This window comes from Candidatus Saccharibacteria bacterium oral taxon 488 (genome assembly GCA_013100825.1).
Lineage (GTDB): Bacteria > Patescibacteriota > Saccharimonadia > Saccharimonadales > Saccharimonadaceae > Nanosynbacter.
Window position 1 is genome coordinate 138,892 of record CP040001.1, and the last position, 24,655, is coordinate 163,546.

Below are 24,655 nucleotides of genomic sequence, written 5' to 3' on the forward strand. Positions count from 1 at the left end.
ATTACCCTCCCTATGTTATAACGTTCCCGCCGTAATATCACGGCGAATGATGCGGACCTCTTTACTCAGTTGTCGCGAGCGGCAATAGAAGAAGGTGACAACAGCTGCAATGATACCGGCGAATAACATGTTTTCTCCAGGGCCGGTTCGCGGCAGGGTAGCGACGGTCTGCTCGACGACCTTTGGCGTTGGACAGTTAACAACAATTTCGACACTGGTACCAAAGACGTTTGTCATACGGCAGTCATACGATGACGGGTCGCTGGTGCCGCGTGGTTTAGCCGAAAGTTGACCCTTGAGCTGGACGACGTAGGTCATAACCTTTTGTTCGCCTGGTTTGAGGGTGACTCGTGGCCAAGAAAGGGTGCGCTTTTCCTTATCAAAGGTGCCACCACCATTATCATAGATATCGGCATATTCTAGTACATCGGATAGCTCGTCCTTCAGATCGACTGTTGCTGGAGCTTTGCCTTCGTTCTTAGCGGTTAGCTTATACTCAATGCGGTCGCTGGCGTTGGCTTTTTTCTTGGTGGCATCGCCGCCAGAGGTCAGGTTGTGCGCCGCCTTGGTGCGGGTAACCTGGGCTTTACAGGTTGTGTCTTTGACCCAAATTGTGGCGTCGCCTGGGCACGGCTGGCAGTCGGGATGGTCTATCGGCAGGCTTGGGTTAAGTGGACAGCGTGGTTTTGGACTGATCGTAAAGGTTGAAGCACAGGCACTGTTCGTCTGGTCACCAAGGCTGGTGTGGACGATAACGGACACGGTATACGTGCCGTCCTTGTCGAGTGTGTGCTGTAATGACGTGCTCGTAGCGGTGGTATTGACACGTTTGCGGAGCACCTCTGTGCCGGCTGAGTTTTTAATGATGAAGGTATAGCCAGCGATCGTTGCACCGTTTTGGACATCACCATACGCTGTCATCGAGACTTTGGTACGGTCGGTGACGACGGGTCGCTCGAGTAATTTACAAGCGGCGGTTGGTTTCGGTTTTTGTTTTGGCAACTCTTTGAGCATGATGTTAGCGCAGGCCTTCATGATAGCAAACGGTTTGCCCTCGCTAGTCGTGCCGACGAATGATTTATACCATGAGCCTGAGCCGCTGCGGTTGTGCCCGGTGTCAAATTCAGCCATTGGTCGTGAATACAGCGTTAAGCTACCAACCTGAAACTGGACTTCTCCGCGCTGAAGGCCGAAGCGTGAAACTCGGCTCCATGACTGCCAGCCATTATCGCGGCCGCTGCTGCGAGTACTGATCTCAGAGTCGCGAGCACTCGCCAAGTTCTCGCGTGTGATGCCAGCGTGCTGCAGCATGTCACGATAATTTTGCGAGTTATTGTCCCACGCGGCGAGTAGCTGTGATTTCGTATGAATACCGCCATAAACGAGGTCTGAAGCATTGGCGGCATTGGCAGATTCAGGTGGTTGGAAAACGGCAAATGACTGCACGATGAGCGCTAGGGCGGTCAGAATGAGACCGGTTTTGCGAGTGATTTCCTCTTTGTGGAGGCGTTTCGCGTAAAAGCCGAGCTCTTGGATGAGGCTTGGGCTAAACGCGAGGTGGGAGACGATTTTCTTAAACATGCCGTTCCTTATTTTCCATTAGTTTTATGTTTTCGTAAAAATTCCGTCTCCACTATAGCACAGCGATCGCTTTTACGCAAATAGCTTGAGTGAACACTTTTTTTGCGGTATAATGGGGGAGTTGTAAATAGCTGACAAATCAGAAATAGTGAGGGAAGCATGGCTAAACAAACAGATAAGCAAGCCTACGATGGCTCGCAAATCCAGGTTTTGGAGGGTCTCGAACCGGTGCGTAAGCGGCCGGGAATGTACATTGGTAGCACGGGATATGATGGTATTCACCATTTGATCAAGGAGATTGCCGATAACTCAATCGACGAGGCAATTGCGGGCCATGCGACGAGAGTAGAGGTGGTGCTGCTAGAAGACGGTGGTGTGCAGGTGACCGATGATGGGCGCGGTATTCCGGTTGATAAACATCCAAAAACTGGCTTGTCTACTCTAGAAACGGTGCTGACCGTGCTGCATGCTGGCGGTAAGTTTGGCGGCGGTGGCTACAAAGTGTCATCTGGACTCCACGGCGTAGGCTCAAGCGTGGTAAACGCGCTTTCAACCAAAATGATCGCTGAAGTGGTGCGAGACGGGCAGCTGTACCGTGTGGTGTTTGCGACTGGTGGTATCGTTGAACCACTGAAGAAGGTTGGTAAAACTGATCGGCCAACCGGGACGCGCATAACATTCTACCCAGATCCAACGATTTTTAAGGAGACAGTGGAATTTGACTACAAGTGGGTGGTTAGTTATTTGCGCCATCAGGCATACCTCACCAAAGGCGTGCACACCTCAGTTATTGACAATCGAACAGGTGAGCGACAGTCATTTTACTTTGAGGGTGGTATTCAGAGCTACGTGAGACACCTCAACATTGGCAAAGATGTTTTATCAAACGATGTCTTTTATGTTGAGAAGCAGGTTGAAGATTGCATGGTGGAAATTGCCGTGCAATATAACGATACCTACATTGAGACGGTGAAGCCGTTCGCCAACAATGTGCTGACACCAGATGGCGGTACGCACCTAGTTGGTTTTCGTTCAGCGCTAACCAGGGTCATCAACGACTATGCGCGTAAGAATGGCTTATTGAAGGAAAAGGAAGATAACCTGACTGGTGACGACATTCGCGAGGGCTTGACGGCGATTATCTTGGTTAAATTGCCTGATCCACAGTTTGAAGGTCAGACCAAAAATAAGCTCGGCAATCCAGAAATGCGCCGCTATGTTGAGCAGGTGATGAACGAGTATTTTGCGTATTACCTCGAGGAAAATCCGAGTATTGCTAAGAAAATTGTCGGCAAGGCGACCTTGGCGGCACGGGCGCGTAAGGCAGCGCGAGCAGCCCGCGACAATGTGATCCGTAAGGGTGCGCTTGACGGCATGGGATTACCAGGTAAGTTATGGGATTGCTCGAGCAAAAGTCCGAGCGATAGTGAAATTTACATCGTCGAGGGTAATTCGGCGGCTGGGTCGGCCAAAGAGGGTCGTGACAGCAAAACACAGGCAATTTTGCCACTCCGCGGTAAGGTGTTGAATACTGAGCGGGCGCGACTTGATAAAATGTTCGCTAACAAAGAGATTGTGGCAATGATCCAGGCGTTTGGTGTTGGTATTGGCGATCAGTTTGACATCAATGGCTTGCGCTATCACAAAATTATCATCATGACCGATGCCGATGTTGACGGTAGTCACATCGCGACGTTGCTTCTGACCTTCCTATTCCGCTATATGAAGGAGGTGGTTGAGGGTGGCTACGTGTATCTTGCCAAACCACCACTATACTCAATCAACCGTGGGCAGAAGAAGATTTATGCGTATGATGAGGATGAAAAAGACAAAGTATTGGCGAGCCTGATTGCCGATAAGAAGAATCGTGGTACAACAATCGACGATGAACAAGACGTCACCAAGCAGGCTGGCGTAACAATCTCTCGGTTTAAGGGTCTTGGTGAGATGGACGCCGACCAGCTGTGGGAGACGACGATGAATCCAGAGAACCGTGTACTGATTCAGGTCAGTGTGGAAGACGCCGAGGAAGCAGATGCGATCTTTACGCGGTTGATGGGCGATGACGTGAGTTTGCGCAAAAACTTTATTCAAAGTTGGGCAAAAAATGCTAACTTGGAGGATTTGGATATTTAATCATGAGTGATCAGGACAAACAGATGCAACCAACCAGTGAACATGAGTCAATTGAGGCGACGCCAGACATGGTAACCGAGACGCCAACAGGCTTGGAGCGACGTCGGCTCGAACATGTGATGCAGGATAATTTCTTCCGCTATTCAATGAGTGTCATTGTTGATCGGGCATTACCGGATGTGCGCGATGGTCTAAAGCCCGTACATCGCCGTATTTTGTATTCAATGAACCAAAACGGCAATCGTAGTACTGCAAAGTTCGTCAAGTCGGCGCGTATCATCGGTGACGTGATGGGTAAATATCACCCGCACGGTGACTCAGCCATCTATGATTCAATGGTGCGTCTGGCGCAAGATTGGGCGATGCGCTATACCTTGGTGCAGGGCCAGGGAAACTTTGGCTCGATGGACGGAGATCCACCGGCCGCCCACCGTTATACTGAGGCGCGACTCGACAAGCCAGCTGAAGAACTACTAACTGACATCGAGAAGGAAACAGTTGATTTTAAGGATAACTTTGATGGTTCAGAGCGTGAGCCGATTGTGCTGCCGGCAAAATTACCGAACTTGCTATTGAACGGCCAGATTGGTATTGCTGTCGGTATGGCAACCAGCATCCCGACACACAACCTAGGTGAGTTGGTAGATGCGACGATTGAATTAATTGATAATCCTGAAGCAACAGTGGATGACTTGCTCAAACACGTCAAGGGTCCAGATTTTCCGACAGGCGCGATTGTCTACGGTGGCGCGCCAATGCGTCAGGCATATGCGACTGGTCGCGGTAGTGTAATGATGCGGGCAGTGGCGGAGATTCAGGAGACAAAACGAGGCCGACACCAGATTGTTGTTACGGAGATACCATATGGTGTAAATAAAGCAACACTAATCGAAAAAATCGGTGAACTTCATAAAGAAAAACGAGTGATGCTGGCTGACCTACGTGATGAAAGCTCTCGAGGTAAGGTCCGCATTGTCATTGAGCTGAAAAAGGATGCCTATCCAAAAAAGGTATTGAATCAGCTGTATAAATTAACAGCTTTACAGACGAGTTTTAATTACAACATGCTGGCACTGGTCAATACCATGCAGCCCCGGATTTTAGGCTTGCATGATATCTTGAGCGAGTTTATCAAGCACCGTCAATCTGTAGTGCGTCGTCGTACAGAATTTGAACTGAAAAAGGCCAAGGCACGGGCGCATATCCTAGAGGGCTACAAGATTGCCCTGGATCACATCGACGAGGTGATCAAGACAATTCGTGCTTCAAAAACTCAGGATGAGGCAGAGAAGAACCTGCGCGCTAAGTTTGGACTAAGTGAGATTCAAGCCAAGGCTATCCTGGCGATGCAGTTGCGACGCCTGACTGGGCTTGAACGTGAAGCGATCGAGAATGAGCTTCGTGAGCTCCTGAAGCTGATCGCAAGGCTAGAGGCCATCTTGGCTGACGAACAAGAGATCTTGAATATCATCAAGACTGAGCTCCTGGAGATGAAGGAAAAGTATGGCGACGAGCGGCGTAGTAAAATTATCAACCACGAACTGGGTAAGTTCTCTGATGAGGAGCTAATTCCAGATGAGGAAGCGGTCATTTTGCTAACCGGCGAGAATTACATCAAGCGGACCCTGCTTAGTGATTATCGCAAGCAAAACCGTGGCGGCAAGGGTAAGCGCGGCATGACCACCAAAGAGGAGGATATTATTGACCAGGTGGTGCCAGCAAATACCCATGACTATTTGTTGTTCTTTACGAATCGAGGTCGGATTTTCCGTCTGAAAGCGTATGAAGTACCAGCTGCCAGTCTCAGTGCCAAAGGTGTGGCGGCGGTGAACCTGCTCCAGCTGCAGCCAGAAGAGAAGATCACTGCTATCATTAAACACGAGAAGAACGCTAGTGACCAGGGCTACCTATTTATGGCGACTAAGCATGGTACGGTGAAAAAGACTCCGCTTGGCGACTACGCCAATATCCGGACGAACGGGCTTATTGCCATTAAGTTAGATGATGGTGACGAGCTGCGCTGGATCAAGAAAACAGATGGCAAAAGTGATGTAATTATTTCAACATCAGCTGGCCAGGCGATTCGTTTCAACGAGCAGGATGCCCGGCCGATGGGTCGAGCGGCTCGTGGCGTACGCGGCGTGCGTCTACGTCCGAACGATTGCGTTGTTGGCATGGATGTTGTTACCAGCGATGAGCAGACACTACTGGTCATTAGCGAAAAAGGCTTTGGCAAGCGTACAAAGGTGACTAACTTCCCAAGTCATAAGCGCGGTGGTGTCGGGATAAAGGCGGCAATCGTGACAGCAAAGACGGGCCCAATTATTTCAGTACAGACGATTGATCCGACGATGAACGAAGCATTGTTGGTGTCGCAAAATGGTCAAACAATTCGTCTGGGCTTGAGTGACATCAAGTTGCTCGGTCGAACAACCCAGGGTGTGACGATTATGCGGTTGAGTGATGGTGACGCGGTGTCGTCGATTGGCCTAATGGAGAAACGTCCAGACGAGGAGGACTAGCCAAGTGCCGATGCAATACATCCTGATACCGGGCATCGCGTGGTTTGTAGCGCAGTCATCAAAGCATCTGGCCCGGCTGTTTGGCCGTAATCGTCGAGTTACGCAGTCGAACCCTCGTTCGCCGGTATTGTTTTCGGGCGGTATGCCGAGTGCTCACAGTGCAACGGTAGTGTCGCTTGCGCTGACCATCGGCTACTACCAGGGGTGGGAAAGTCCGCTGTTTGGCCTGGCTGCGTGGTTTGCGGCAATTGTGTTGTACGATGCGGTGATGGTGCGATTTTCTTCCGGGCAACAAGGTGACTTGCTAAATAGAGTCGTGCAAAAAGACTATCCAAAGCTGTCGACAATCAGGGTAGCACATGGTCATACGCTTCCAGAAATGCTTGTCGGAGCAGTTCTGGGCGTGGTTGTAACATTTGTTGTAATTTTCGCTACAAGATAATTGCTAATAACCCTTGACCTGACCACTAAGATTAGGTAAGATGAATATCAGTCTGGTTGCTGGAGTGCGAGCCAAGCGACAATCACACTAATGTGTTAGGTGAAGCGAGAGCGGTACACAAACCCGACTATGGTCTTTAACAATTTGATTGTGCAATATCATCGTCAGTTTATATTTTTGTAGAGCCTTAATACTTTGATACAAAGTAGATTTTTAACGGAGAGTTTGATCCTGGCTCAGGATGAATGCTGGCGGCGTGCCTAACACATGCAAGTCGAGCGGCAGCGAGGGGTGCTTGCACCCTGTCGGCGAGCGGCGAACGGCTGAGTAACGCGTAGGAATTTGCCCCAAAGTGAGGAATAACTGCCCGAAAGGGTAGCTAATGCCGCATATGGTCTTCGGATTAAAGGATTTATCCGCTTTGGGAGAAGCCTGCGTTGGATTAGGTTGTTGGTAGGGTAATGGCCTACCAAGCCGACGATCCATAGCTGGTCTGAGAGGATGATCAGCCAGACTGGAACTGAGACACGGTCCAGACTCCTACGGGAGGCAGCAGTGAGGAATCTTCCACAATGGGCGAAAGCCTGATGGAGCAACGCCGCGTGAAGGATGAAGGCCTTCGGGTTGTAAACTTCTTTTATGAGTGAAGAATATGACGGTAACTCATGAATAAGCACCGGCTAACTACGTGCCAGCAGCCGCGGTCATACGTAGGGTGCGAGCATTATCCGGAGTGACTGGGCGTAAAGAGTTGCGTAGGCGGTAAGTCAAGTGAATAGTGAAACCTGGTGGCTCAACCATACAGACTATTATTCAAACTGGCTTACTCGAGAGTGGTAGAGGTCACTGGAATTTCTTGTGTAGGAGTGAAATCCGTAGATATAAGAAGGAACACCGATGGCGTAGGCAGGTGACTGGACCATTTCTGACGCTAAGGCACGAAAGCGTGGGGAGCGAACCGGATTAGATACCCGGGTAGTCCACGCCGTAAACGATGGATACTAGCTGTTGGAGGTATCGACCCCTTCAGTAGCGAAGCTAACGCGTTAAGTATCCCGCCTGTGGAGTACGGCCGCAAGGCTAAAACATAAAGGAATTGACGGGGACCCGCACAAGCGGTGGATTATGTTCTTTAATTCGATGATAACCGAAGAACCTTACCAGGGCTTGACATCCAGGGAAGGTCTATGAAAGTAGACTGTGCCTTTTGGAACCCTGTGACAGGTGATGCATGGCCGTCGTCAGCTCGTGTCGTGAGATGTTAGGTTAAGTCCTTCAACGAGCGCAACCCTTGCAAGTAGTTGTATTTTTCTACTTGGACTGCCCCGGTAACGGGGAGGAAGGAGGGGATGATGTCAGGTCAGTATTTCCCTTACGTCCTGGGCTAGAAACGTAATACAATGGCTAGTACAATGCGCAGCGAAGCCGCGAGGTGAAGCAAATCGCATCAAAGCTAGTCCCAGTTCGGATTGCAGGCTGAAACTCGCCTGCATGAAGTCGGAATCGCTAGTAATCGCAAATCAGCAAGTTGCGGTGAATACGTTCCCGGGTCTTGTACACACCGCCCGTCAAACCATGAAAGTGACCAACACCCGAAGTCCGATTCGTCGGCCTAAGGTGGGGGGCATGATTGGGGTTAAGTCGTAACAAGGTATCCGTACCGGAAGGTGCGGATGGATTACCTCCTTTCTAGGGAGAATAGATGCCAATTTGTCGAGCAATCACAAATTGAGCTAGGTCGGTCTCGTAAATATGCTGAGCTTACATATTTACAATAGTCCTTCTAGGGACGAGACAAAGTTCAAAACCTTCTCTACGATAAGCCGATTGATGAATTGCACAATCAAGTTGTTAATATGGAAATACCCTCCTATGTGGAGGGTGTTTTGTCCGTCTATAGCTAATGACGGGACTCTCTGCGTAGTACCCTTGAATATAGGCAGGAATCAGTACAGTGTGGTCTGCGGAACTATCGGCGACCAAATAGCGACTCTGCCAGCCAGCCCAGCGGGATAGTGTGGAGACACAGCATAATCCCAAAGCCAACTCCACAGACGACCAGACCCCAGAACTTAAAGCGCTCGTAACTACTGATACCGCTCGCGAGATTGTCTGCCAGTTTTTGATGATATACGGTCATGACGGCACCGATAATCAAAACGATGAGCCCGACAAAAAAAGATCCAAAGGTAAATTTATAATACATATCTCCATTATACACTTGCCAGAATAAAAAAGATACGGTACAATGAATAAAGTCTTGGCGAGATGGGGGCATAGCTCAGTTGGCTAGAGCACCTGCTTTGCAAGCAGGGGGTCCAGGGTTCGAGTCCCTGTGCCTCCACCATATGGGGTGAAGTAGGCTTACGTCTACGACACTCCACCAAGACTGCAATGAGGGCGATTAGCTCAGCTGGTTAGAGCGCGTCACTGATAATGACGAGGTCGGAGGTTCAAGTCCCTCATCGCCCACCATAACGTCATTGTGTTGAACAGAGCGAGGTATAATGACCTTTTGATGGGTAATCCTATTACCCATCACGTTTTTGATAAGGGCGACTAGCTCAGTTGGCTAGAGCATCTCGTTTACACCGAGAGGGTCAGGGGTTCGAGTCCCTTGTCGCCCACCAAATAAATAGTCATCCCGTTTGGGGGTGTTTTTATTTAGAGGTGTCGAGATTGACATATGCAGTAAACTATGCTATTATGCTAGGCGTATATGGTAAAGAACAAACGTAATTTAGAAAATAATCCATATGGTGAACGCTTGAGTTTTGTGCGGCAGTTTTCTGCCTACGATGATCTTGACGACATTAACAAGAGACTATTGCGCACCTTGCGTTTGATAAGGACCTTGAAGATGCAGGTTTTTATAAGTTAGCACATGAGATTATCCATGAAAAACGGGCGATGGGGGGGCGCTGCACTCAATGCGTCTTCTGCGGAGCGATATACTAGACTTCCTCAATCGTTTGATGAGGCAAGAAAGATGCCAGGTAATTCTATAGAAGAGGTGTTGGGGCGGCTTGATACCGACACGTCAGTGAACAACCCCGATGATGTCGAGTTTTATAGGACAGGAGTGCGTCAGCATATCGAAGGGCTCTATGCTTTTTCTGACAAATATCGACAGAGGTACGGCGGGGGTAATCAAATAAAGGAAAAAATGTTGGCAGATGAATGCAGCCTACTTTGGATACAACATAACTCTTTGGAGTTTCTGCGGGAAAATGGTAAAACCCTCAACAAATACCCAACGGTAAGAATATATCTTAATCCTCAGTTACAAGATAGTCTTGATATCTATAAAAAGATTTTTGCGAAAGCTACAAGAGAGAGGCTTCGCTTTCAGGCAAAGATTATGGCGCCAAGTGGTTACACCAAGCACCTTGTAGACAAGGCGGTTGACTATTGCGCCGGACTAGCCGCTGGGCGGCTGGAAACAAGACGAGATCCGATAGTATTTTATGGATTTGAGGAGTCTAAAGACAAGTTACTGAGGATAGTTGAAGAGGTTTACTTTCAGTATGAGAGTGCTTTTGAAGGCAGGGAAACGGGAGCTATCCCATTAGCCATCGCTCCTGGTTTTGCGGTTGGGGAAAATCCAGTAGGGTTGGATGGTGAAGAGTCATTAACAGATCATAGACAGCGAGTCATTAAGGAGGCTGATTACGATGCCAATAAGTTTCGGATGAATGCTGCCTCATGGAATATAAACCCGGATAATATCGCTTTTAATAAATAATTACCCTATACTGTAAGTAGATGTATAAGTATGTTATAAAACCCCTATTATTTTTGTTAACGCCAGACTTTACGCATAAGCTGATTGTTTTTTGCGGTCGCGTGGCGCAGGCTCTACCGCCTGTTCGGTGGGGTATCCGTAAGTCGTGGGGTTTTCAAGACAACTCGCTTCAGCAGGAAGTGAGCGGCATCACTTTTCGTAACCCGATCGGCTTATCGGCAGGATTTGATAAAAATATTCAGCTGTTGTCACTAATGGAAGACATTGGTTTTGGGTTTGCTTCGGGTGGGTCGGTGACACTAGAGCCGAGGAAGGGGAATCGACGGCCGTGGTTTCATCGCTTGCCGAGGACGAAGTCAGTCGTAGTTTTTGCGGGTATGCCGAATAAAGGTTTGCGAAAGATCCGTAACTATATCGAACGAAACACCCGTCGGTCAAGCAACGCAGTCAGTGTGATCTCTGTGGCGGTTATTGCAAATAAAACAACGATTGAGCAGGCTGGTGGCTATCCAGCCGAACAGGCGATCATTAATGACGTAAAAAAAGCAACAGAATATATTATTCACAACAAATTGGCGAGTGTTGTAGAAATTAACATATCATGCCCTAATGCCGGCAAGGAGCCGTTTATTGAGGCGGAGTCGCTCGATGCATTATTAACAACACTTGATATCGTGCCGCGTGACGTACCGTTCTGGGTGAAAATGCCACATCTATATGACATAAAGCAGTTTGATGCGCTGCTAGGGGTTATTGTTCGGCATAATATCCAAGGTGTGACGGTGGCAAATCTGATCAAAGACCGTAGTAAAATTAACATCAAAGATTCGCTGACTGATGAAATTCGCGGTGGGCTGAGTGGTGCGCCAACGCGCGAACACAGCTTAGAGCTGATTCGCCATGCGTATAAGAAATATGGCGACCGGTTGACGATCATTGGCGTTGGTGGAGTGTTTTCGGCTGAGGATGCGTACGCCAAGATTAAGGCTGGCGCCAGCCTAGTAGGGCTGATTACCGGTCTGTTTTTTGAAGGACCGCAGCTGGTTGGGCAAATCAATCGCGGATTGGTGGAGCTATTGAAAAAAGACGGTTTTTCTCATATCTCCGAGGCAGTTGGCGCGGATTTTCGCAGCCGGTCAAAAAAGACGAAAAAACTTTGAAAAAACTCTTGCAAAACAACTTCGGCTGCTGTATAGTTGATTACTAGTTACGCGAATGTTCAGGAGAACCTCTGGCAATACACTGCAAAATGTGCGAGGGCAGTGGTGATAGTATCGTTGAGTGTAGATTAGATGACGTTATTTTGACGGGTCGAGATGTGCACTCAAGCGTGAGGCATGATCATTAACAATTTGAAGAGAAGAAATTGAGTTTTTAATTGACGGTAACAGTAATTGCAAGGTAGCAACTACTAGTTAAGTCAATGCATAAAAAGGTACTCAAGGGCACTAAATGGATGCCTAGACGTATATTACCGATGAAGGACGTGGAAGACTGCGATAAGCCTCGGGAAGCTGTCAACAAGCTTTGATCCGGGGATTTCCGAATGGGGAAACCCAGCATGAGTCATGTCATGTTGCCACTTGCTGAACACATAGGCAAGCGAGCGGGAACCATCTGAACTGAAACATCTTAGTAGGATGAGGAAGAGAAAGTAAATAACGATTGCGAAAGTAGTGGCGAGCGAAATCGCAACAGCCCAAACCTTTTAAGTTTTTGCCTATTTATTTAGGCAAATAAGTTGATAGACGAATACTTAATAAGGGGTTGTGATATTACATATGACCAAGTCAGAGAACTTCAGAACAATTTGAAGGTATCTGATTTGCGATACCAGGCTATCAACTGGTAGTAAGGTAAGAAATTGCGTGGTTAGCAGAATAGTTTGAATGACTAGCCAAAGAACGTGAAAGCCGTGTACGCGAAAACGACGCTGACCTTATGTATGTTTTATCGAGTAGGACGGGGCACGAGAAACCCTGTTTGAATCTGGCTGGACCACCAGCCAAGGCTAAATATAATATACGATCGATAGTGAACTAGTACAGCGATGGAAAGGTGAAAAGAACCCCGGGAGGGGAGTGAAATAGATCCTGAAATTTAGTGCCTACAAGGAGTCGGAGCCGGCTTGTCCGGTGACGGCGTGCTTTTTGTAGAACGATCCAGCGAGTTAATTTTTACAGCGAGGTTAAGTCAATTGACGGAGCCACAGTGAAAGCGAGCCTGAATAGGGCGTTTAGTTGTAAGGATTAGACCCGAAACCGGGTGACCTAACCATGAGCAGGTTGAAGCCACTGTAACAGGTGGTGGAGGACCGAACCAGGATACGCAGCAAAGTGTTTGGATGACTTGTGGTTAGCGGTGAAATGCCAATCGAACTCGGAGATAGCTGGTTCTCCTCGAAATAGCTTTAGGGCTAGCGTCGTGTTAGTAGCACATGGGGGTAGAGCTCTGTAAAGGACTGGGGCGGGCAACTGTACCCACCCTTAACAAACTACGAATACCATGTGTGTAACCACGGCAGTTAGAACATCGGTGCTAAGATCGGTGCTCGAAAGGGAAACAGCCCAGACCATCATCTAAGGTCCCTAAATTAACGTTCAGTGGGAAACAAGGTGAGATTTCTTAAACAGCTAGGATGTTGGCTTAGAAGCAGCCATTCATTTAAAGAGTGCGTAACAGCTCACTAGTCAAGAGATCTTGCGTGGAAAATGTAACGGGGCTAAAACGTTATACCGAAGATATGGATGTCAGATTTATCTGGCGTGGTAGAGGAGCGTTCCTATCAGCGGTGAAGTCGAATCGGAAGGTTCGGTGGAGCGGTAGGAAGTGAGAATGCTGGAATGAGTAACCATAAGAGAGGTGAGAATCCTCTCGGCCGTAAGAGCAAGGTTTCCTGAGCCATGGTAATCATCTCAGGGTTAGTCGGGCCTAAGCCGAGGCGCAGAGCGTAGGCGATGGACATCAGGTTAATATTCCTGAACCGGTTAAGTTTTGTACACTGTTCACGGGGAAGTAATCGAAGCGGATTCATGGTTTATCCGTCCAACCGAGCGGGAACGCAAAGGGAGTGAAAGTGATTCTTCGGAGTCGCGATTTTGGTGAAAGCCCTGGCTAGAAAAGCAGGTGTACGCGTGGACTTAGCCGCCCGTACCGCAAACCAACACAGGTGCTCGAGTCGAGTAGACTCAGGCTTACGAGCGAACCTTCGCTAAGGAACTCGGCAATACAGCGACCGTAACTTCGGGATAAGGTCTGCCCCCACTTCGGTGGATATCAGCCGCGTTCACTCAGTGAATAATAGGTTAAAGAGTACATTTTTAATCACAAAACGAATTTTCTGAGACACGAGCAAACGAATTGCTCTTTTGAACGCGAATCTCTTGTATCTAACGATGTGGGGGCCGCAGCAAAAGAGCCCACGGAACTGTTTATCAAAAACACAGGTCTCTGCTAACACGAAAGTGGATGTATAGGGGCTGACTCCTGCCCAATGCTGGAAGGTTAAGGGGAGCGCTTCACGGTGCGAACTGAAGCCCTAGTCAATGGCGGCGGTAACTATAACCGTCCTAAGGTAGCGAAATTCCTTGTCAGGTAAGTTCTGACCCGCACGAATGGAGTAATCATGTGGGCACTGTCTCAGCGAAGGACTCGGTGAAAGTGCATTGGCGGTAAAGATGCCGTCTGTCCGTACCAGGACGAAAAGACCCCATGGAGCTTTACTACAGCTTTACATTGAATACGGTTTCAACATGTGTAGCATAGGTGGGAGACGTTGAAGCAGATACGCTAGTATTTGTGGAGTCACCAAGTGAAATACCACCCTTGTTGTGATTGTGTTCTCACGCTGACCGTTATCCGGTTAGCGGACCGTGTATGGTGGGTAGTTTAACTGGGGCGGTTGCCTCCTAAAGAGTAGCGGAGGCGTTCAAAGGTTGGCTAACTTCGGATGGAAATCGAAGTGATAGTGTATGCGCATAAGCCAGCTTGACTGTGAGGAGTACATTCCAATCAGAGACGAAAGTCGGAGCAAGTGATCCGCTGTACGTACATTTGTACATGAATGTGGGATCGACAGCGCAAACGGATAAAAGTTACCCTGGGGATAACAGGCTTATAGCGCCCAATAGTTCACATAGACGGCGCTGTTTGGCACCTCGATGTCGGCTCATCACATCCTGGAGGGGGAGCACCTTCCAAGGGTTCGGCTGTTCGCCGATTAAAGTGGTACGCGAGCTGGGTTCAGAACGTCGTGAGACAGTTCGGTTTATATCCGGTATGGACGATAGGAAACTTGAGAGGATCTACCCCTAGTACGAGAGGACCGGGGCGGACGCACCTCTGGTGTATCGATTGTGGCCACCTGCTGCATTGTCGAGTAGCTATGTGCGGACTAGATAAGCGCTGAAAGCATATTAAGCGCGAAACTAACCTCAAGATAAGGTTTCCCTATGAGGACACAGAAAGACTATCTGTTTGATAGGCGCAAGGTGGAAGTGCAGCAATGCATGGAGCTAAAGCGTACTAATAGTCCCATTGCCTTTTTATGTCCTTGTCTGCTAGCGTTTATGCTTGCATAACGCTCGCGGATAAGGTAGACTTGACTAGTAATTGGTGCTTTTCAACGAGTGCCAGTCAATTAACAATTCAATTCCGTGCAGTAAACTGGACATCGAAGAAAGGGGTTTGGCCCACCGCGGAGTATATGCGGAACCAAGCGTCGTAACCCCCTCCTTCGGTGCCCATGGCGAGGAGGAAACACCTGTTCTCATCCCGAACACAGAAGTTAAGCTCCTCAGCGGCGATTATACTGCGAAAGTGGGAAACTAGCACGGTGCCGAATTATAAAAAAGACTTCCGAATAGGGGGTCTTTTTTCAGTTTTGCCAGAGGTGCTTGCGAGTAGCATAAGTATGATATAATAATGGGGAAATGGATAAAAAACAAACAGAACAGCCAGAGTCCCTTAGGCCGGAACGTAGGGGGGTTGTGGCGATATGCGCGTCTTGGTTAAGGCGGCCAAAATCGTGGGTTATTATTAGTAGCGGTATCGTTGCCTTGGCGGTGATAGTAGTTGGGACGTTATTTGTTATTACAACACGTGGTAATGTCAGCGTCGAGCGTGTGTCCGATGAAGCCCTACAGGAAGTCGACCGTCCAGTTCGCCTAAAGTTTAGTCAGCAACTGGGCGAAGTAAAACCGAAGATTACACCAGAAGTGCGTGGCGTGTGGCGCGAAAAGCGACAGCTGTTCGGCGTTTTTGAGATGGAGTTTACGCCCGACCAGCCACTGACAGCTGATACAAATTACACCGTGGCGTTCCCGGGGGTGAGACGTTCGCTGTTTGGTCATGCAACGATCCATGATGTATCGTTCAAGACGCAAAAAGCACCACGAGTGGACACGGCGTCACTGGATGGTAAAGAAGTGATCGCGATGGATCAGGCGTTGACGGTGCGTTTAGGCTCACGGGCGGGTAAATTGCGTGATCTAGAATTGACGACTGAGCCAGCGCTTGAGCTGAAGCGTGAGTCGTCGGATGATCAAACATTTTCATGGAAATACGCTGGCCTACTAGCACCTGACACGCAGTATACCTTCAAGTTATACGATAAAGCCCAGAAGGAAGAGTTAAAACGTTTTACGGTGAAAAGTGCGCCGCTACCAGCGATTGGTTCACCGATTAAAGAGCATTCAGTGACGCCATCAGACGAATTGAAGTTGACATTTCAGGAAGCAATTGATGCAAAGGATCGGTCAAATATAGCGGTTGACACGGCTGGTAATGGTTCGTGGCGGAGCGATACCGAGTACGTGTTTAAGGCAGATAAATTGGAGCCGGGCAAAACGTACACATACACCATTCCTAAAGGCTTGCGGACAGCTCGTGGAGGTGTTCTCGTCGAGGAAGTAAAAAAGACATTTACCACTAATGGGCATGTGCGTGGTGCAGGGGCGTCCCCGTGGCGAACCACTGTTGATCAAGCGGCGCAGGATGTACGGATAACCTTTGATCAGGCAGTTGACCACAAGAGCGCCCAGGACCGTCTCAGGACTTCATCTGGTACAGTTCAGAGTATTTCCTGGCGTGGTAATACGATGGTTGCTCGGGTGGTCAATATGGGCTTCCAGCGGCAAGTTCAGGTTTGGGCAGAGCCAGGCGTACAGCCAGTGTTTGGACTGCCGAGTGTGGAGCGAATTGCGACATCGTTCACAACTAATTCACGGGTCGTCAAACTCAATAACGTACCATTCTATCGTCAGGCGTACGCCCAAAGCTGCGAAGCGGCCTCACTGCGTATGGCCTTGGCATATCGTGGTGTGCATGATAGTGATTGGAATATCTTGCAGCGTTTTGGGTATCGTCCGCGCTCGCGAGACAAGGCGACAAATGAGTGGGACGATCCGAATGTGCAGTTTGTGGGCGACGTAAACGGCAACCAAGGTGCGGGAACGGGCTGGGGTGTATATGCCGGTCCGGTGGCGCGGGCGGCCGGTCAATATGGCCGCGGAACGTCAGTGGCATATGGCGCCAATGCGAATTTCGTAGCACAGCAAATTCACAATGGTAATCCAGTCATTGCGTGGGGCGTATGGCGGATTGGCGCAAAAATTGATAGTTGGAGGACGCCGTCAGGTCGGACGGTCAGTGGGCCGATACCGATGCATGTGCGTCTCATTGTTGGGGTTCGGGGTGAACCGCACGATCCACTTGGATTTTATGTTAATGACCCGATCTCGGGACGACTCTATTGGACAAGAGCACAGTTTGTGGCGATGACAGCTGGTGCTGGGCCGGCGGCGCAGCTGTTGGCGGTGCATTAATCGGTACTGAAGTGAGGATGGTATAGTCGGGGGCCCCGCGTCTTTGTTATTGAGATAGCTCTATAGACGCGGGCTTTGTGGTCGGAAAGTTGAAGGTGGGTATATGTATTTTTCTCGTCGTCGGAGTAATTTTGACCTAGATAATTTTAGCTATTGGCGAAATTCCTTTCACAATCAAAAACCACCCATCTCGCAGAAAGGGTGGTTTTTGAGTGGTGGAACTCATCATTTCTAAGCTCCAACAGGTGCCGTCACAAGGTGTGACAGATCTCATTATAGCGAAGTAAATCGCTGATTGCAATATTTTATTCACAATAAAAACGGCTTATGTAAATGTTGACAAAGTATGAGCAGTATGATAATATGCATACATAACACATATCATGTGTGATATATAAAGGCGAGGGTTTCCATAGTAGATGATGTGGAAATCTTTTTAATTCGGGAGGAAAACTCACATGGCAGGTACAAAAATTGGCGGTATGAAAGCGGCAGCGAAAAACTTAGCGCGTGACCCAGACTTTTATGCCAAGATCGGCGCGAAGGGCGGTCGGAACGGACGGACCGGTGGCTTTGCGGCAAACCCAGCTCTGGCACGGATCGCTGGTGCTAAAGGTGGTCGCATTTCTCGTCGGCGTAAGGTAACGACGACGGCCACGACAACCGTTAATCCGACAACGACAGTATCAACAGTGCAGGCAACGGCTCAAGACGACGTGACACTGGCCGCGTAGCCACACTGCTTAAAATGATGCGGTAGCCCTCTTTCCATAGAGGGCTATTTGCGGTAGCGGCGGAGTTCGCAGGATCGAGCTTCGTTGACGCGCCAGTTGCTAGCGCAGTGGAGACAGCGATAGTGGTGCTTGACGATTTCTATGCCGACAGCGCTACATGTCGGGCACGTGCTGCGGGCATGTAGCCACTTGCGGTAGCTATCGAGCGCATCCTGAACGACGTCGTCATTCATAGTTAGAGTAATGTTATAGCGCGGGGCTAACTGATGGACAGCTAGCTCCCAGGCCTGGCGCTCCATGGCGATGAGGTCAATGTCACGAGTATAGTGATGATGGTCTAGGATGGCGTGGGCAGTTTCGTGGAGCAGCTGGGCGATAGCGGCTGGTGACGCCTCGTTGATATAAGTGATAGTCCGTGAATGGTGCGACCACGAAAAAACATCGCCAGCCTGGAACTGATACTCTGGGTAGTCGCTGGCCAGCTGCTTAACGATGGGCGATAGCGTTATCGTAGCAACCATAGAGCACAGATTCCTCGGGGTGTGCTGCACCAACGATGTGCGGGCAGGTGATAAATGACGGTAGTTTCTCGGTGATAAGTCCGGCTAGTGATGCAGAGAATTTATCGGTGTAGCGGCCGATACCGCCGCCGATAACGATAACGTTTGGCTGAATAGCAGCGATCAGTGCCTGCAGTCCTAAGCTGAGTCTCTTGGCAGCCTCAAACCAAGCTTCGGGCGGTGTTGCGTCCGATAGTTCACCAAACTGTTGACTGAGCGCTCGTCCGGAAGTGAGGTTTTCCCACGAATCGATGGTTGACTGATACGCAACTTGCATATGACCGGCTTCACTGCTACGTAGGCTGGGGTGGAGTGTGCCGTTGAGGATAATGCTGGTGCCGATGCCTGTGCCGATAGTGACGTAGAGGCCGCAGGCTGGCTGTGGCTCAAGGCGACGTATACTGGCGAGGCCAGCGAGGTTGGCATCATTTTCGAGGATGATTTGGGCGTCGGGAAAGTGCTCGGCCAGGAGGTTGCGGATGGGCACCTCGCACCAGCCGAGGTTAATGCAATATGTAGCGACACCGTCAGTGACGGTGCCGGGTAGACCGATCGAGATGTCTGTAACAGGTGCGCCCTCGGCAATTACGGTAATGGTTTCAACGACTTGTTTGATATATGCTGTAATATCTGTTGGGGTGGCAAACCGAGTTGTTGTCTCTAGCGTGCCGTTGTCGGTAAATCGTCCGACCAATGTTTTTGTGCCTCCAGTATCAATCGCAATAATCATGAAACTAGTATACCCCTTTACGAGAGTGGTGACAATATGGTACAGTAAGTATTAGTAACGTCAGGGAGATAATAGTATGAAGCAGAACCGCCAGCGAGGATATGTTGTAATCTACGTGATCGTAGGGGTTATTTTGGTGGCGATCGCTTTGGCAACGTTATACGGGTTGCGACAGTTATCAGCACAGAACCAGGCCGCCTCATCGACGGAAAATGCTGCGACGAGTGAGCAGCAAAAAGAGACGAACAACACGAAGCCTGACGATAAATCGGCCGACAAAAAGAAGAACGAGAAGAGCGATGAGAAAAAAGACACTTCTTCAGCTGAGTCAAACAAGTCCGCGCAGCAGCCTCAACAACACGCGCAGAATCAACCAACGCCGCCAGCTCAAAACAATAGCCGAGGGTCATCCCGCTTACCAGCAACTGGGCCGGCTGACTCGTTGGCAGTTGGCTTTGTGCTGGGACTGATTGTGGCTGCGGGCTTTGCTTATCGTCGGTCAATGTTGGTAGTTTAGCCTCCTTCTCTTTACTCGAGGCGTTATCTACGATATAATAAAGCGAGACCTCCAAGAGGTGACTGTTTTGGCAGGCCGCTTGGATAAGAATATTAACGTAATATGGGAGTCTATTTGGACGTATGGCAAATCCATTGACCATGGACGATCTGCTTGCTCAGGCGAGCGACTCCGTGAAACAGCTGACCGCGGGCGAGGTTGTGCACGGAACTATTTTATCAATAAAGAAACACGAAGTTCTGATTGATCTGGGGCCTTTGGGCGTTGGCTTGGTGCCGCGCCGCGAGGTGAGCATGTCGAACAATTACGCCGAAGGTGACGAGGTAACTGCGAGTGTTGTCGAGGTTGAGCTGGACAACGGTTATTCACTTTTGAGCATGCGTAAAGCGGCGCGCGATCGTGGCTGGGACGAGGTCGCCGCCAAATTGGAGAGCGGTGAAATTGTAACGGTGACGCCGTACGACGCCAATCGTGGCGGCCTGTTGGCTGAATATGAAGGGGTGCGCGGTTTCTTGCCGGTATCGCAGCTGTCAGCTGAGCATTACCCGCGAGTTGGTTCAAGCGATAAGGATGAGATCTTGCAGCGGCTGAATACGCTGGTGAACAAGGAAATTCGCGTCCGGATTTTGGACGCTGATCGCAAGGCGAACAAGCTCATCTTTTCCGAAAAAGAGGCCATCAAAGAGGGCTTGGCGGAGCGGTTTGAGAAGTTGTCAGTTGGTGATACCGTCAAGGGTATCGTAACTGGCGTGGTAGATTTTGGTGTATTCGTGAATGTTGAGGGAATTGAAGGCCTGATTCACATCTCAGAAATTAGCTGGGAGCGGGTCAACAATCCGAGCGATTACGTCAAGGTTGGCCAGACCGTGGAGGCAAAGATTATCGCCATCGACAAGGAGCGCCTCAGCTTGAGTATGAAGCAGCTGACGAAAGATCCGTGGCTTGATGAGGTGGAGCAGTTCAAGTCGGGTGAGGACGTCGAAGGTACGGTCACGCGGATTACGCCGTTTGGCGCGTTTGTGCAGTTGAGTCCGGCCGTCGAGGCTCTCGTTCATGTTTCGGAGCTGGGTGGCGATGGGACTGACCCAGAGAAAGTCTTTACATTAAATGAGCGCAAGACCTTTACCGTGCTCGAAATTGATAAAGATAATCGCAAGATTTCACTGTCGCTGGCTGGCGGCAAGAAAAAATAGCCTATAGAAAAAGAGTAATGTAAACAGTTCGCCGAGGTGTCACGCGGGCGATGAAAGGAGCACGAGCAGATGACAGAAAAGATTGTCGCAATTGCAGATTCAGTAACCGTCGGAGAGCTCGCTACTACCTTGAATCTACCGGTCACGACGCTCATCGGCGAGCTGTTTAAGAATGGTATCGCGGCGACGATTAATCAGCGACTGGACTTCGAGACGGCGTCGATTATTGTTGAGGAGCTGGGTCTCGAGGTGACGCTCAAGAAAAAGGAAGCGGCCGTTGGTCATGCGCGTGTGGAGCATACGCTGTCGGAACGGGCAGTGCCGCGTCCACCGATTGTGGCAGTGATGGGGCATGTTGATCACGGCAAGACGAGCTTGCTGGATGCCGTTTTGGGTAACAAGACCGCCGCAGGCGAGGCCGGTGGCATTACGCAGCACATTAGCGCCTACCAAACGAGGCATAACGAGCGGATGATTACGCTGCTGGATACACCGGGGCACGAGGCATTTGCAGCATTGCGGCAGCACGGCGCGGTGCTGACCGACGTGGTGATCATCGTGGTGGCGGCGGACGACGGTGTCAAGCCGCAGACAGTCGAGGCGATTCGATTTGCCCGTTCGGCTAATGCCAAAATTGTGGTGGCGATCAACAAAATTGACAAAGATACCGCCAATCCGCAGCTGGTAAAAACCCAGCTGGCATCTGAGCATGGCCTCAACCCTGAGGAGTGGGGCGGCGATACGGTGATGGTAGAAGTCAGCGCTAAAACTGGCCAGAATTTAGATAAGCTACTGGATATGGTGCTACTGGTGGCAGACATGGAAGATCTGCGGGCGGATGAGGACGTACCAGCCGAGGGCTTGGTGATTGAGGCACATATGGAAACCGGGCGCGGCGCGGTGGTCGGGCTACTCGTCGAGCACGGTCGGCTGAAACCAGCGTATTATTTGGTGGCTGGTACGGCGTACGGTCGAGTACGGACAATGTCGGATTTTCGTGGTCAGACAATGAAAATGGCGGGCCCAAGCACACCGGTTAATGTAACTGGATTTAAGGAGCTGCCGCAGTTTGGGGATAGTTTTCGGTTGGCCAAAAACGAGAAAGAAGCACGGCATTTGGCGCAGGCGGCGCGCTTAGAGCAGGAAAAAATGGCTGCCAGCACCAATGTCACCAGCTCGGATATTTTGAAAATGATGAGTCAGCAGCATGACGCTGAGTCGTTCAATGTTCTCATCAAGGCTGATGTTCAGGGGTCATTAACATCAGTAATTGATAGTCTGAAATTGATTGATACGGGCGGCTTGGTGGATCTACATGTCATCGGTAGCGGGGTTGGTAATATTTCAGAAAATGACATTCACCTGGCGGTTGGCGAAAACACAGTCATTTATGGTTTTAATGTCGAGTTGCCGCCGGCAGTGAAGCGTCTGGCGGCGCGTGAGCACGTTGAGGTGCGACTATACCGGGTGATTTATGAACTACTTGATAATGCCAAGCAATCCATGGAAGCACTGCTGGCCCCAGAGGTCGTCGAGACCGAGGTCGGCCAGCTGAGTGTTAAGGGCGTGTTCCGAACGGTGCGCGAAGAGGTGATCGCTGGTGGTGAAATGATGACGGGTAAGGTTTATAAGGGTCTGTTGGCACGTCTGAAGCGCGGCGATGAGCACATCGCCGAGGTTGAAGTATCATCCGTTCAGCGTCAACATCAGGAAGCCAAAGAAGTGTTTGAAGGTGAAATGTGCGGGCTCAGCCTCAAAACTACGCGAAAAGTTGTTGTCGAGGAAGGTGACACGCTGGAGTTCTTTACGCGGGAGTTGGTGAAGAAGACGCTGTAGGACAATATCTATCATATTTCTGTCCGACGGGCAGCAATCTATTGACTTTCCCCCCTAAATCTGCTACCATTCAAAACATAAGCTAGTCGGTAGCAAAAATGCCGACCATCGTATCCCCCCAGAAAGGAACCACCACAATGCCTCAAAACCCAAACCGCTTGCCAACATCCTCCCCTGAGTCTCTCGGCCCAGAGGCCGCAACCTCCTCGTCATATACCCTAGACGTAGACTCAGACCCTCGCTTTATGGGAAAACTTGACGCCTACAATCTCGACGCCAAAGCACTCTTTGACCCAGCCCGACGAAAGCAACTGGAAGAAGCTCAACTCGCACAAGATGACTTGGAAGCCTACCTCAACCAACGCCCCGACGAATACGGCAAAGATCCAAATGGCAACCTACTTCCACCCGAAGAAGACCTCTACGACCGAACCCTCAACGAAGCACGCCGTGAGCGTGAGGCCACGAGTCTCACTGACCTCGCAACCGCTGCCGGAGAAGCCCTTGCTCGTGGCGACAAGACCATGGCTGATGATCTCCAAGACGAGATCCTCCAAAGACTCATTGAACGAGCCGAAACCTACGATCTGAGCCAAGAAGCCATCGACCAACGTATCCGTCAGCTTACTAAGATCATGGATAACGCCGAAAATATCGCTAAAGAAAAAGCCACCAAAGCAGCCAGCCGGCGAACCCTTTCTTTCCCAGCTACACCTCAAGCCCCAGAGTCTGCACCAGCAGCACAGTCCGAGCCAACCCAGACCGTGCCAACAGCTCCAGTGAGGCCGGTGCGGGGGCCAGAGGGGGCTTCAGGTAGTGAAGGGGAAGGGTCTGGAAAAAAAGAGTTGATGAATGAAGCCGTTGGCTTTATGCGCGACGCGCAAGCAGTTATTAGCAACCCAAATATTGATCCCGTAAGCAAAGCTGCACTGATGCGTGAAGTGCGACAGCTGATGAAGGGTCTAAACGACGCTCTCGACAGTTCGGCTACTGATCCATTGAAAGCTGGCGGACGACCAGCACCGGCGACCAGTGAGAGCGGCGGTGGTCAAGGCGGGCCGGAGAGCGCAGGTGAGCCATCCGAGGAGGAGCAGAGAATCAAGATGCTGAAGGATCACCGCGGTCGATTAGAGGCCCGGCGACGTGCTTTGCAGAAAGAGTATGATGATCTTAAAGATAAGAAAAGTGAAAAGGGGCGTCGGCTGCTACATCGTATTGGAATAGTAGACGGTATGATTGATAAGATTAATAAGCAGCTTGATATATTTGGCGGCGGTGCTTCAGGCGGACCGGATAATAGTGAGCAATCACGACGGTCTAGCGCTGTGAAGCCAGAAGTATCTTTGAATGATAGTGCTAGAGAGAATCGCTTGACAACAGTTGCCGAGGTCAAGAAACTGAGAGAGGCTTACGAGCAGGAGTATGAAAAGCATAAAGAATTTCTGAATAGCTATGAAGAAGATGCCTCTAAATATGATCTGATCTCGTGGTTCAGTAAAGTGCGTGATGTTATTACTGCCCTCGAGGAGGCGGAGGAGAAACTTGACAAGCCCTCCTTGTCAGAGCAAGTGAGAAAGTTTCATCTATCAAAAGAAAAGAAGTTACTTGATGAGTTTGCATGGTGGCAGAATAATAAGCCACCGCGCCTGACTGTTGATAGAGATGGTGAAGCAGCCAAACTAGATCCAGGGCGAGAAGGCGATGACCCAAAGCAGAAGCAACAGGGGAGTGACCTTGAGTTGAAAAATGGCTCGGAAAAAAAGGGAGCAGCCAGTATAAGGAAGATATTTGGCTGGGGGGGCCATCCGGTACGGCATTAATGAGCCGTATAATAA

General features: G+C 49.9%; 15 protein-coding genes, 3 tRNA genes and 3 rRNA genes. 17 read left to right on the top strand and 4 right to left on the bottom strand.

Translation table 11 applies throughout. The annotated features are described in order from the left end of the window. Positions 1-15: 15 nt before the first annotated feature. Positions 16-1,581 (bottom strand): hypothetical protein, encoded by a 1,566-nt coding sequence (locus tag FBF26_00720; protein QJU09794.1) that lies wholly within the window; start codon positions 1,579-1,581, stop codon positions 16-18. Between the two features lie 159 nt (positions 1,582-1,740). Between FBF26_00720 and gyrB the strand changes: the two genes are divergently transcribed. The 4 genes from gyrB to FBF26_00740 all read left to right on the top strand — a co-directional run bounded on the left by gyrB (position 1,741) and on the right by FBF26_00740 (position 8,372). After that, positions 1,741-3,717, top strand: a complete 1,977-nt coding sequence (gene gyrB, locus FBF26_00725) for a DNA topoisomerase (ATP-hydrolyzing) subunit B (protein ID QJU09795.1) — start codon at positions 1,741-1,743, stop codon at positions 3,715-3,717. A 23-nt stretch (positions 3,718-3,740) separates the two neighbouring features. Further along, a complete protein-coding gene (gene gyrA / locus FBF26_00730; GenBank protein ID QJU10552.1) occupies positions 3,741-6,239 on the top strand; it encodes a DNA gyrase subunit A in 2,499 nt (832 codons plus the stop codon). A 4-nt stretch (positions 6,240-6,243) separates the two neighbouring features. Beyond that, on the top strand, positions 6,244-6,681 hold the full coding sequence (locus tag FBF26_00735) for a divergent PAP2 family protein (protein ID QJU09796.1): 438 nt from the start codon (positions 6,244-6,246) through the stop codon (positions 6,679-6,681). A gap of 210 nt (positions 6,682-6,891) precedes the next feature. Further along, positions 6,892-8,372: ribosomal RNA gene (locus tag FBF26_00740) — 16S ribosomal RNA — on the top strand. Between the two features lie 278 nt (positions 8,373-8,650). On the opposite strand, the gene FBF26_00745 is transcribed toward FBF26_00740, so the two are convergent. Continuing rightward, the gene (locus FBF26_00745) at positions 8,651-8,887 is read right to left on the bottom strand and encodes a hypothetical protein (GenBank protein ID QJU09797.1); all 237 of its coding nucleotides are present in this window, start codon (positions 8,885-8,887) and stop codon (positions 8,651-8,653) included. Between the two features lie 64 nt (positions 8,888-8,951). Between FBF26_00745 and FBF26_00750 the strand changes: the two genes are divergently transcribed. The 9 genes from FBF26_00750 to FBF26_00790 all read left to right on the top strand — a co-directional run bounded on the left by FBF26_00750 (position 8,952) and on the right by FBF26_00790 (position 17,984). Next, a tRNA-Ala gene (locus FBF26_00750) sits at positions 8,952-9,028 on the top strand. 51 nt (positions 9,029-9,079) lie between these two features. After that, positions 9,080-9,156, top strand: a tRNA-Ile gene (locus tag FBF26_00755). Between the two features lie 78 nt (positions 9,157-9,234). Further along, positions 9,235-9,311, top strand: a tRNA-Val gene (locus tag FBF26_00760). Between the two features lie 266 nt (positions 9,312-9,577). Then, entirely contained in the window at positions 9,578-10,426 is an 849-nt protein-coding gene (locus FBF26_00765; GenBank protein QJU09798.1) for a hypothetical protein, read from the top strand. Between the two features lie 20 nt (positions 10,427-10,446). Beyond that, a complete protein-coding gene (gene pyrD / locus FBF26_00770) occupies positions 10,447-11,586 on the top strand; it encodes a dihydroorotate dehydrogenase (quinone) (GenBank protein ID QJU09799.1) in 1,140 nt (379 codons plus the stop codon). Positions 11,587-11,858: 272 nt separating this feature from the next. Further along, positions 11,859-14,969: ribosomal RNA gene (locus tag FBF26_00775) — 23S ribosomal RNA — on the top strand. Positions 14,970-15,160: 191 nt separating this feature from the next. Continuing rightward, positions 15,161-15,269: ribosomal RNA gene (gene rrf, locus FBF26_00780) — 5S ribosomal RNA — on the top strand. A gap of 88 nt (positions 15,270-15,357) precedes the next feature. Then, on the top strand, positions 15,358-17,250 hold the full coding sequence (locus tag FBF26_00785; protein ID QJU09800.1) for a hypothetical protein: 1,893 nt from the start codon (positions 15,358-15,360) through the stop codon (positions 17,248-17,250). 458 nt (positions 17,251-17,708) lie between these two features. Further along, positions 17,709-17,984 (top strand): hypothetical protein, encoded by a 276-nt coding sequence (locus FBF26_00790; protein QJU09801.1) that lies wholly within the window; start codon positions 17,709-17,711, stop codon positions 17,982-17,984. A gap of 44 nt (positions 17,985-18,028) precedes the next feature. Here the strand turns inward: FBF26_00790 and FBF26_00795 are convergent, their stop codons facing one another. Further along, entirely contained in the window at positions 18,029-18,505 is a 477-nt protein-coding gene (locus FBF26_00795; GenBank protein ID QJU09802.1) for a hypothetical protein, read from the bottom strand. Then, complete coding sequence (locus FBF26_00800) at positions 18,471-19,274, bottom strand: ROK family protein (protein ID QJU09803.1); 804 nt, start codon at positions 19,272-19,274, stop codon at positions 18,471-18,473. The genes FBF26_00795 and FBF26_00800 overlap by 35 nt, the downstream gene beginning before the upstream one ends. 76 nt (positions 19,275-19,350) lie before the next feature. Between FBF26_00800 and FBF26_00805 the strand changes: the two genes are divergently transcribed. From FBF26_00805 to FBF26_00820, 4 genes are all read left to right on the top strand, one after another. Next, on the top strand, positions 19,351-19,791 hold the full coding sequence (locus tag FBF26_00805) for a hypothetical protein (GenBank protein ID QJU09804.1): 441 nt from the start codon (positions 19,351-19,353) through the stop codon (positions 19,789-19,791). A 122-nt stretch (positions 19,792-19,913) separates the two neighbouring features. Further along, positions 19,914-20,984: a S1 RNA-binding domain-containing protein gene (locus FBF26_00810; GenBank protein QJU09805.1), complete on the top strand. Its 1,071-nt coding sequence runs from the start codon at positions 19,914-19,916 to the stop codon at positions 20,982-20,984. A gap of 69 nt (positions 20,985-21,053) precedes the next feature. Beyond that, positions 21,054-22,820 carry a translation initiation factor IF-2 gene (locus tag FBF26_00815; GenBank protein ID QJU09806.1) on the top strand — a complete coding sequence of 589 codons (1,767 nt, stop codon included), beginning with the start codon at positions 21,054-21,056 and terminating at the stop codon, positions 22,818-22,820. A 245-nt stretch (positions 22,821-23,065) separates the two neighbouring features. Beyond that, positions 23,066-24,640: a hypothetical protein gene (locus FBF26_00820; protein ID QJU09807.1), complete on the top strand. Its 1,575-nt coding sequence runs from the start codon at positions 23,066-23,068 to the stop codon at positions 24,638-24,640. Positions 24,641-24,655 lie beyond the last annotated feature (15 nt).

Coding starts and splice junctions, on each gene's coding strand:
- FBF26_00765 (QJU09798.1), top strand. CDS start 9,578: ATGAAAAACGGGCGATGGGGGGGCGCTGCACTCAATGCGTCTTCTGCG.
- FBF26_00820 (QJU09807.1), top strand. CDS start 23,066: ATGGGAAAACTTGACGCCTACAATCTCGACGCCAAAGCACTCTTTGAC.
- FBF26_00745 (QJU09797.1), bottom strand. CDS start 8,887: ATGTATTATAAATTTACCTTTGGATCTTTTTTTGTCGGGCTCATCGTT.
- FBF26_00795 (QJU09802.1), bottom strand. CDS start 18,505: ATGGTTGCTACGATAACGCTATCGCCCATCGTTAAGCAGCTGGCCAGC.
- FBF26_00815 (QJU09806.1), top strand. CDS start 21,054: ATGACAGAAAAGATTGTCGCAATTGCAGATTCAGTAACCGTCGGAGAG.
- FBF26_00805 (QJU09804.1), top strand. CDS start 19,351: ATGAAGCAGAACCGCCAGCGAGGATATGTTGTAATCTACGTGATCGTA.
- pyrD (QJU09799.1), top strand. CDS start 10,447: ATGTATAAGTATGTTATAAAACCCCTATTATTTTTGTTAACGCCAGAC.
- FBF26_00720 (QJU09794.1), bottom strand. CDS start 1,581: ATGTTTAAGAAAATCGTCTCCCACCTCGCGTTTAGCCCAAGCCTCATC.
- gyrA (QJU10552.1), top strand. CDS start 3,741: ATGCAACCAACCAGTGAACATGAGTCAATTGAGGCGACGCCAGACATG.
- FBF26_00800 (QJU09803.1), bottom strand. CDS start 19,274: ATGATTATTGCGATTGATACTGGAGGCACAAAAACATTGGTCGGACGA.
- FBF26_00810 (QJU09805.1), top strand. CDS start 19,914: ATGGCAAATCCATTGACCATGGACGATCTGCTTGCTCAGGCGAGCGAC.
- gyrB (QJU09795.1), top strand. CDS start 1,741: ATGGCTAAACAAACAGATAAGCAAGCCTACGATGGCTCGCAAATCCAG.
- FBF26_00790 (QJU09801.1), top strand. CDS start 17,709: ATGGCAGGTACAAAAATTGGCGGTATGAAAGCGGCAGCGAAAAACTTA.
- FBF26_00785 (QJU09800.1), top strand. CDS start 15,358: ATGGATAAAAAACAAACAGAACAGCCAGAGTCCCTTAGGCCGGAACGT.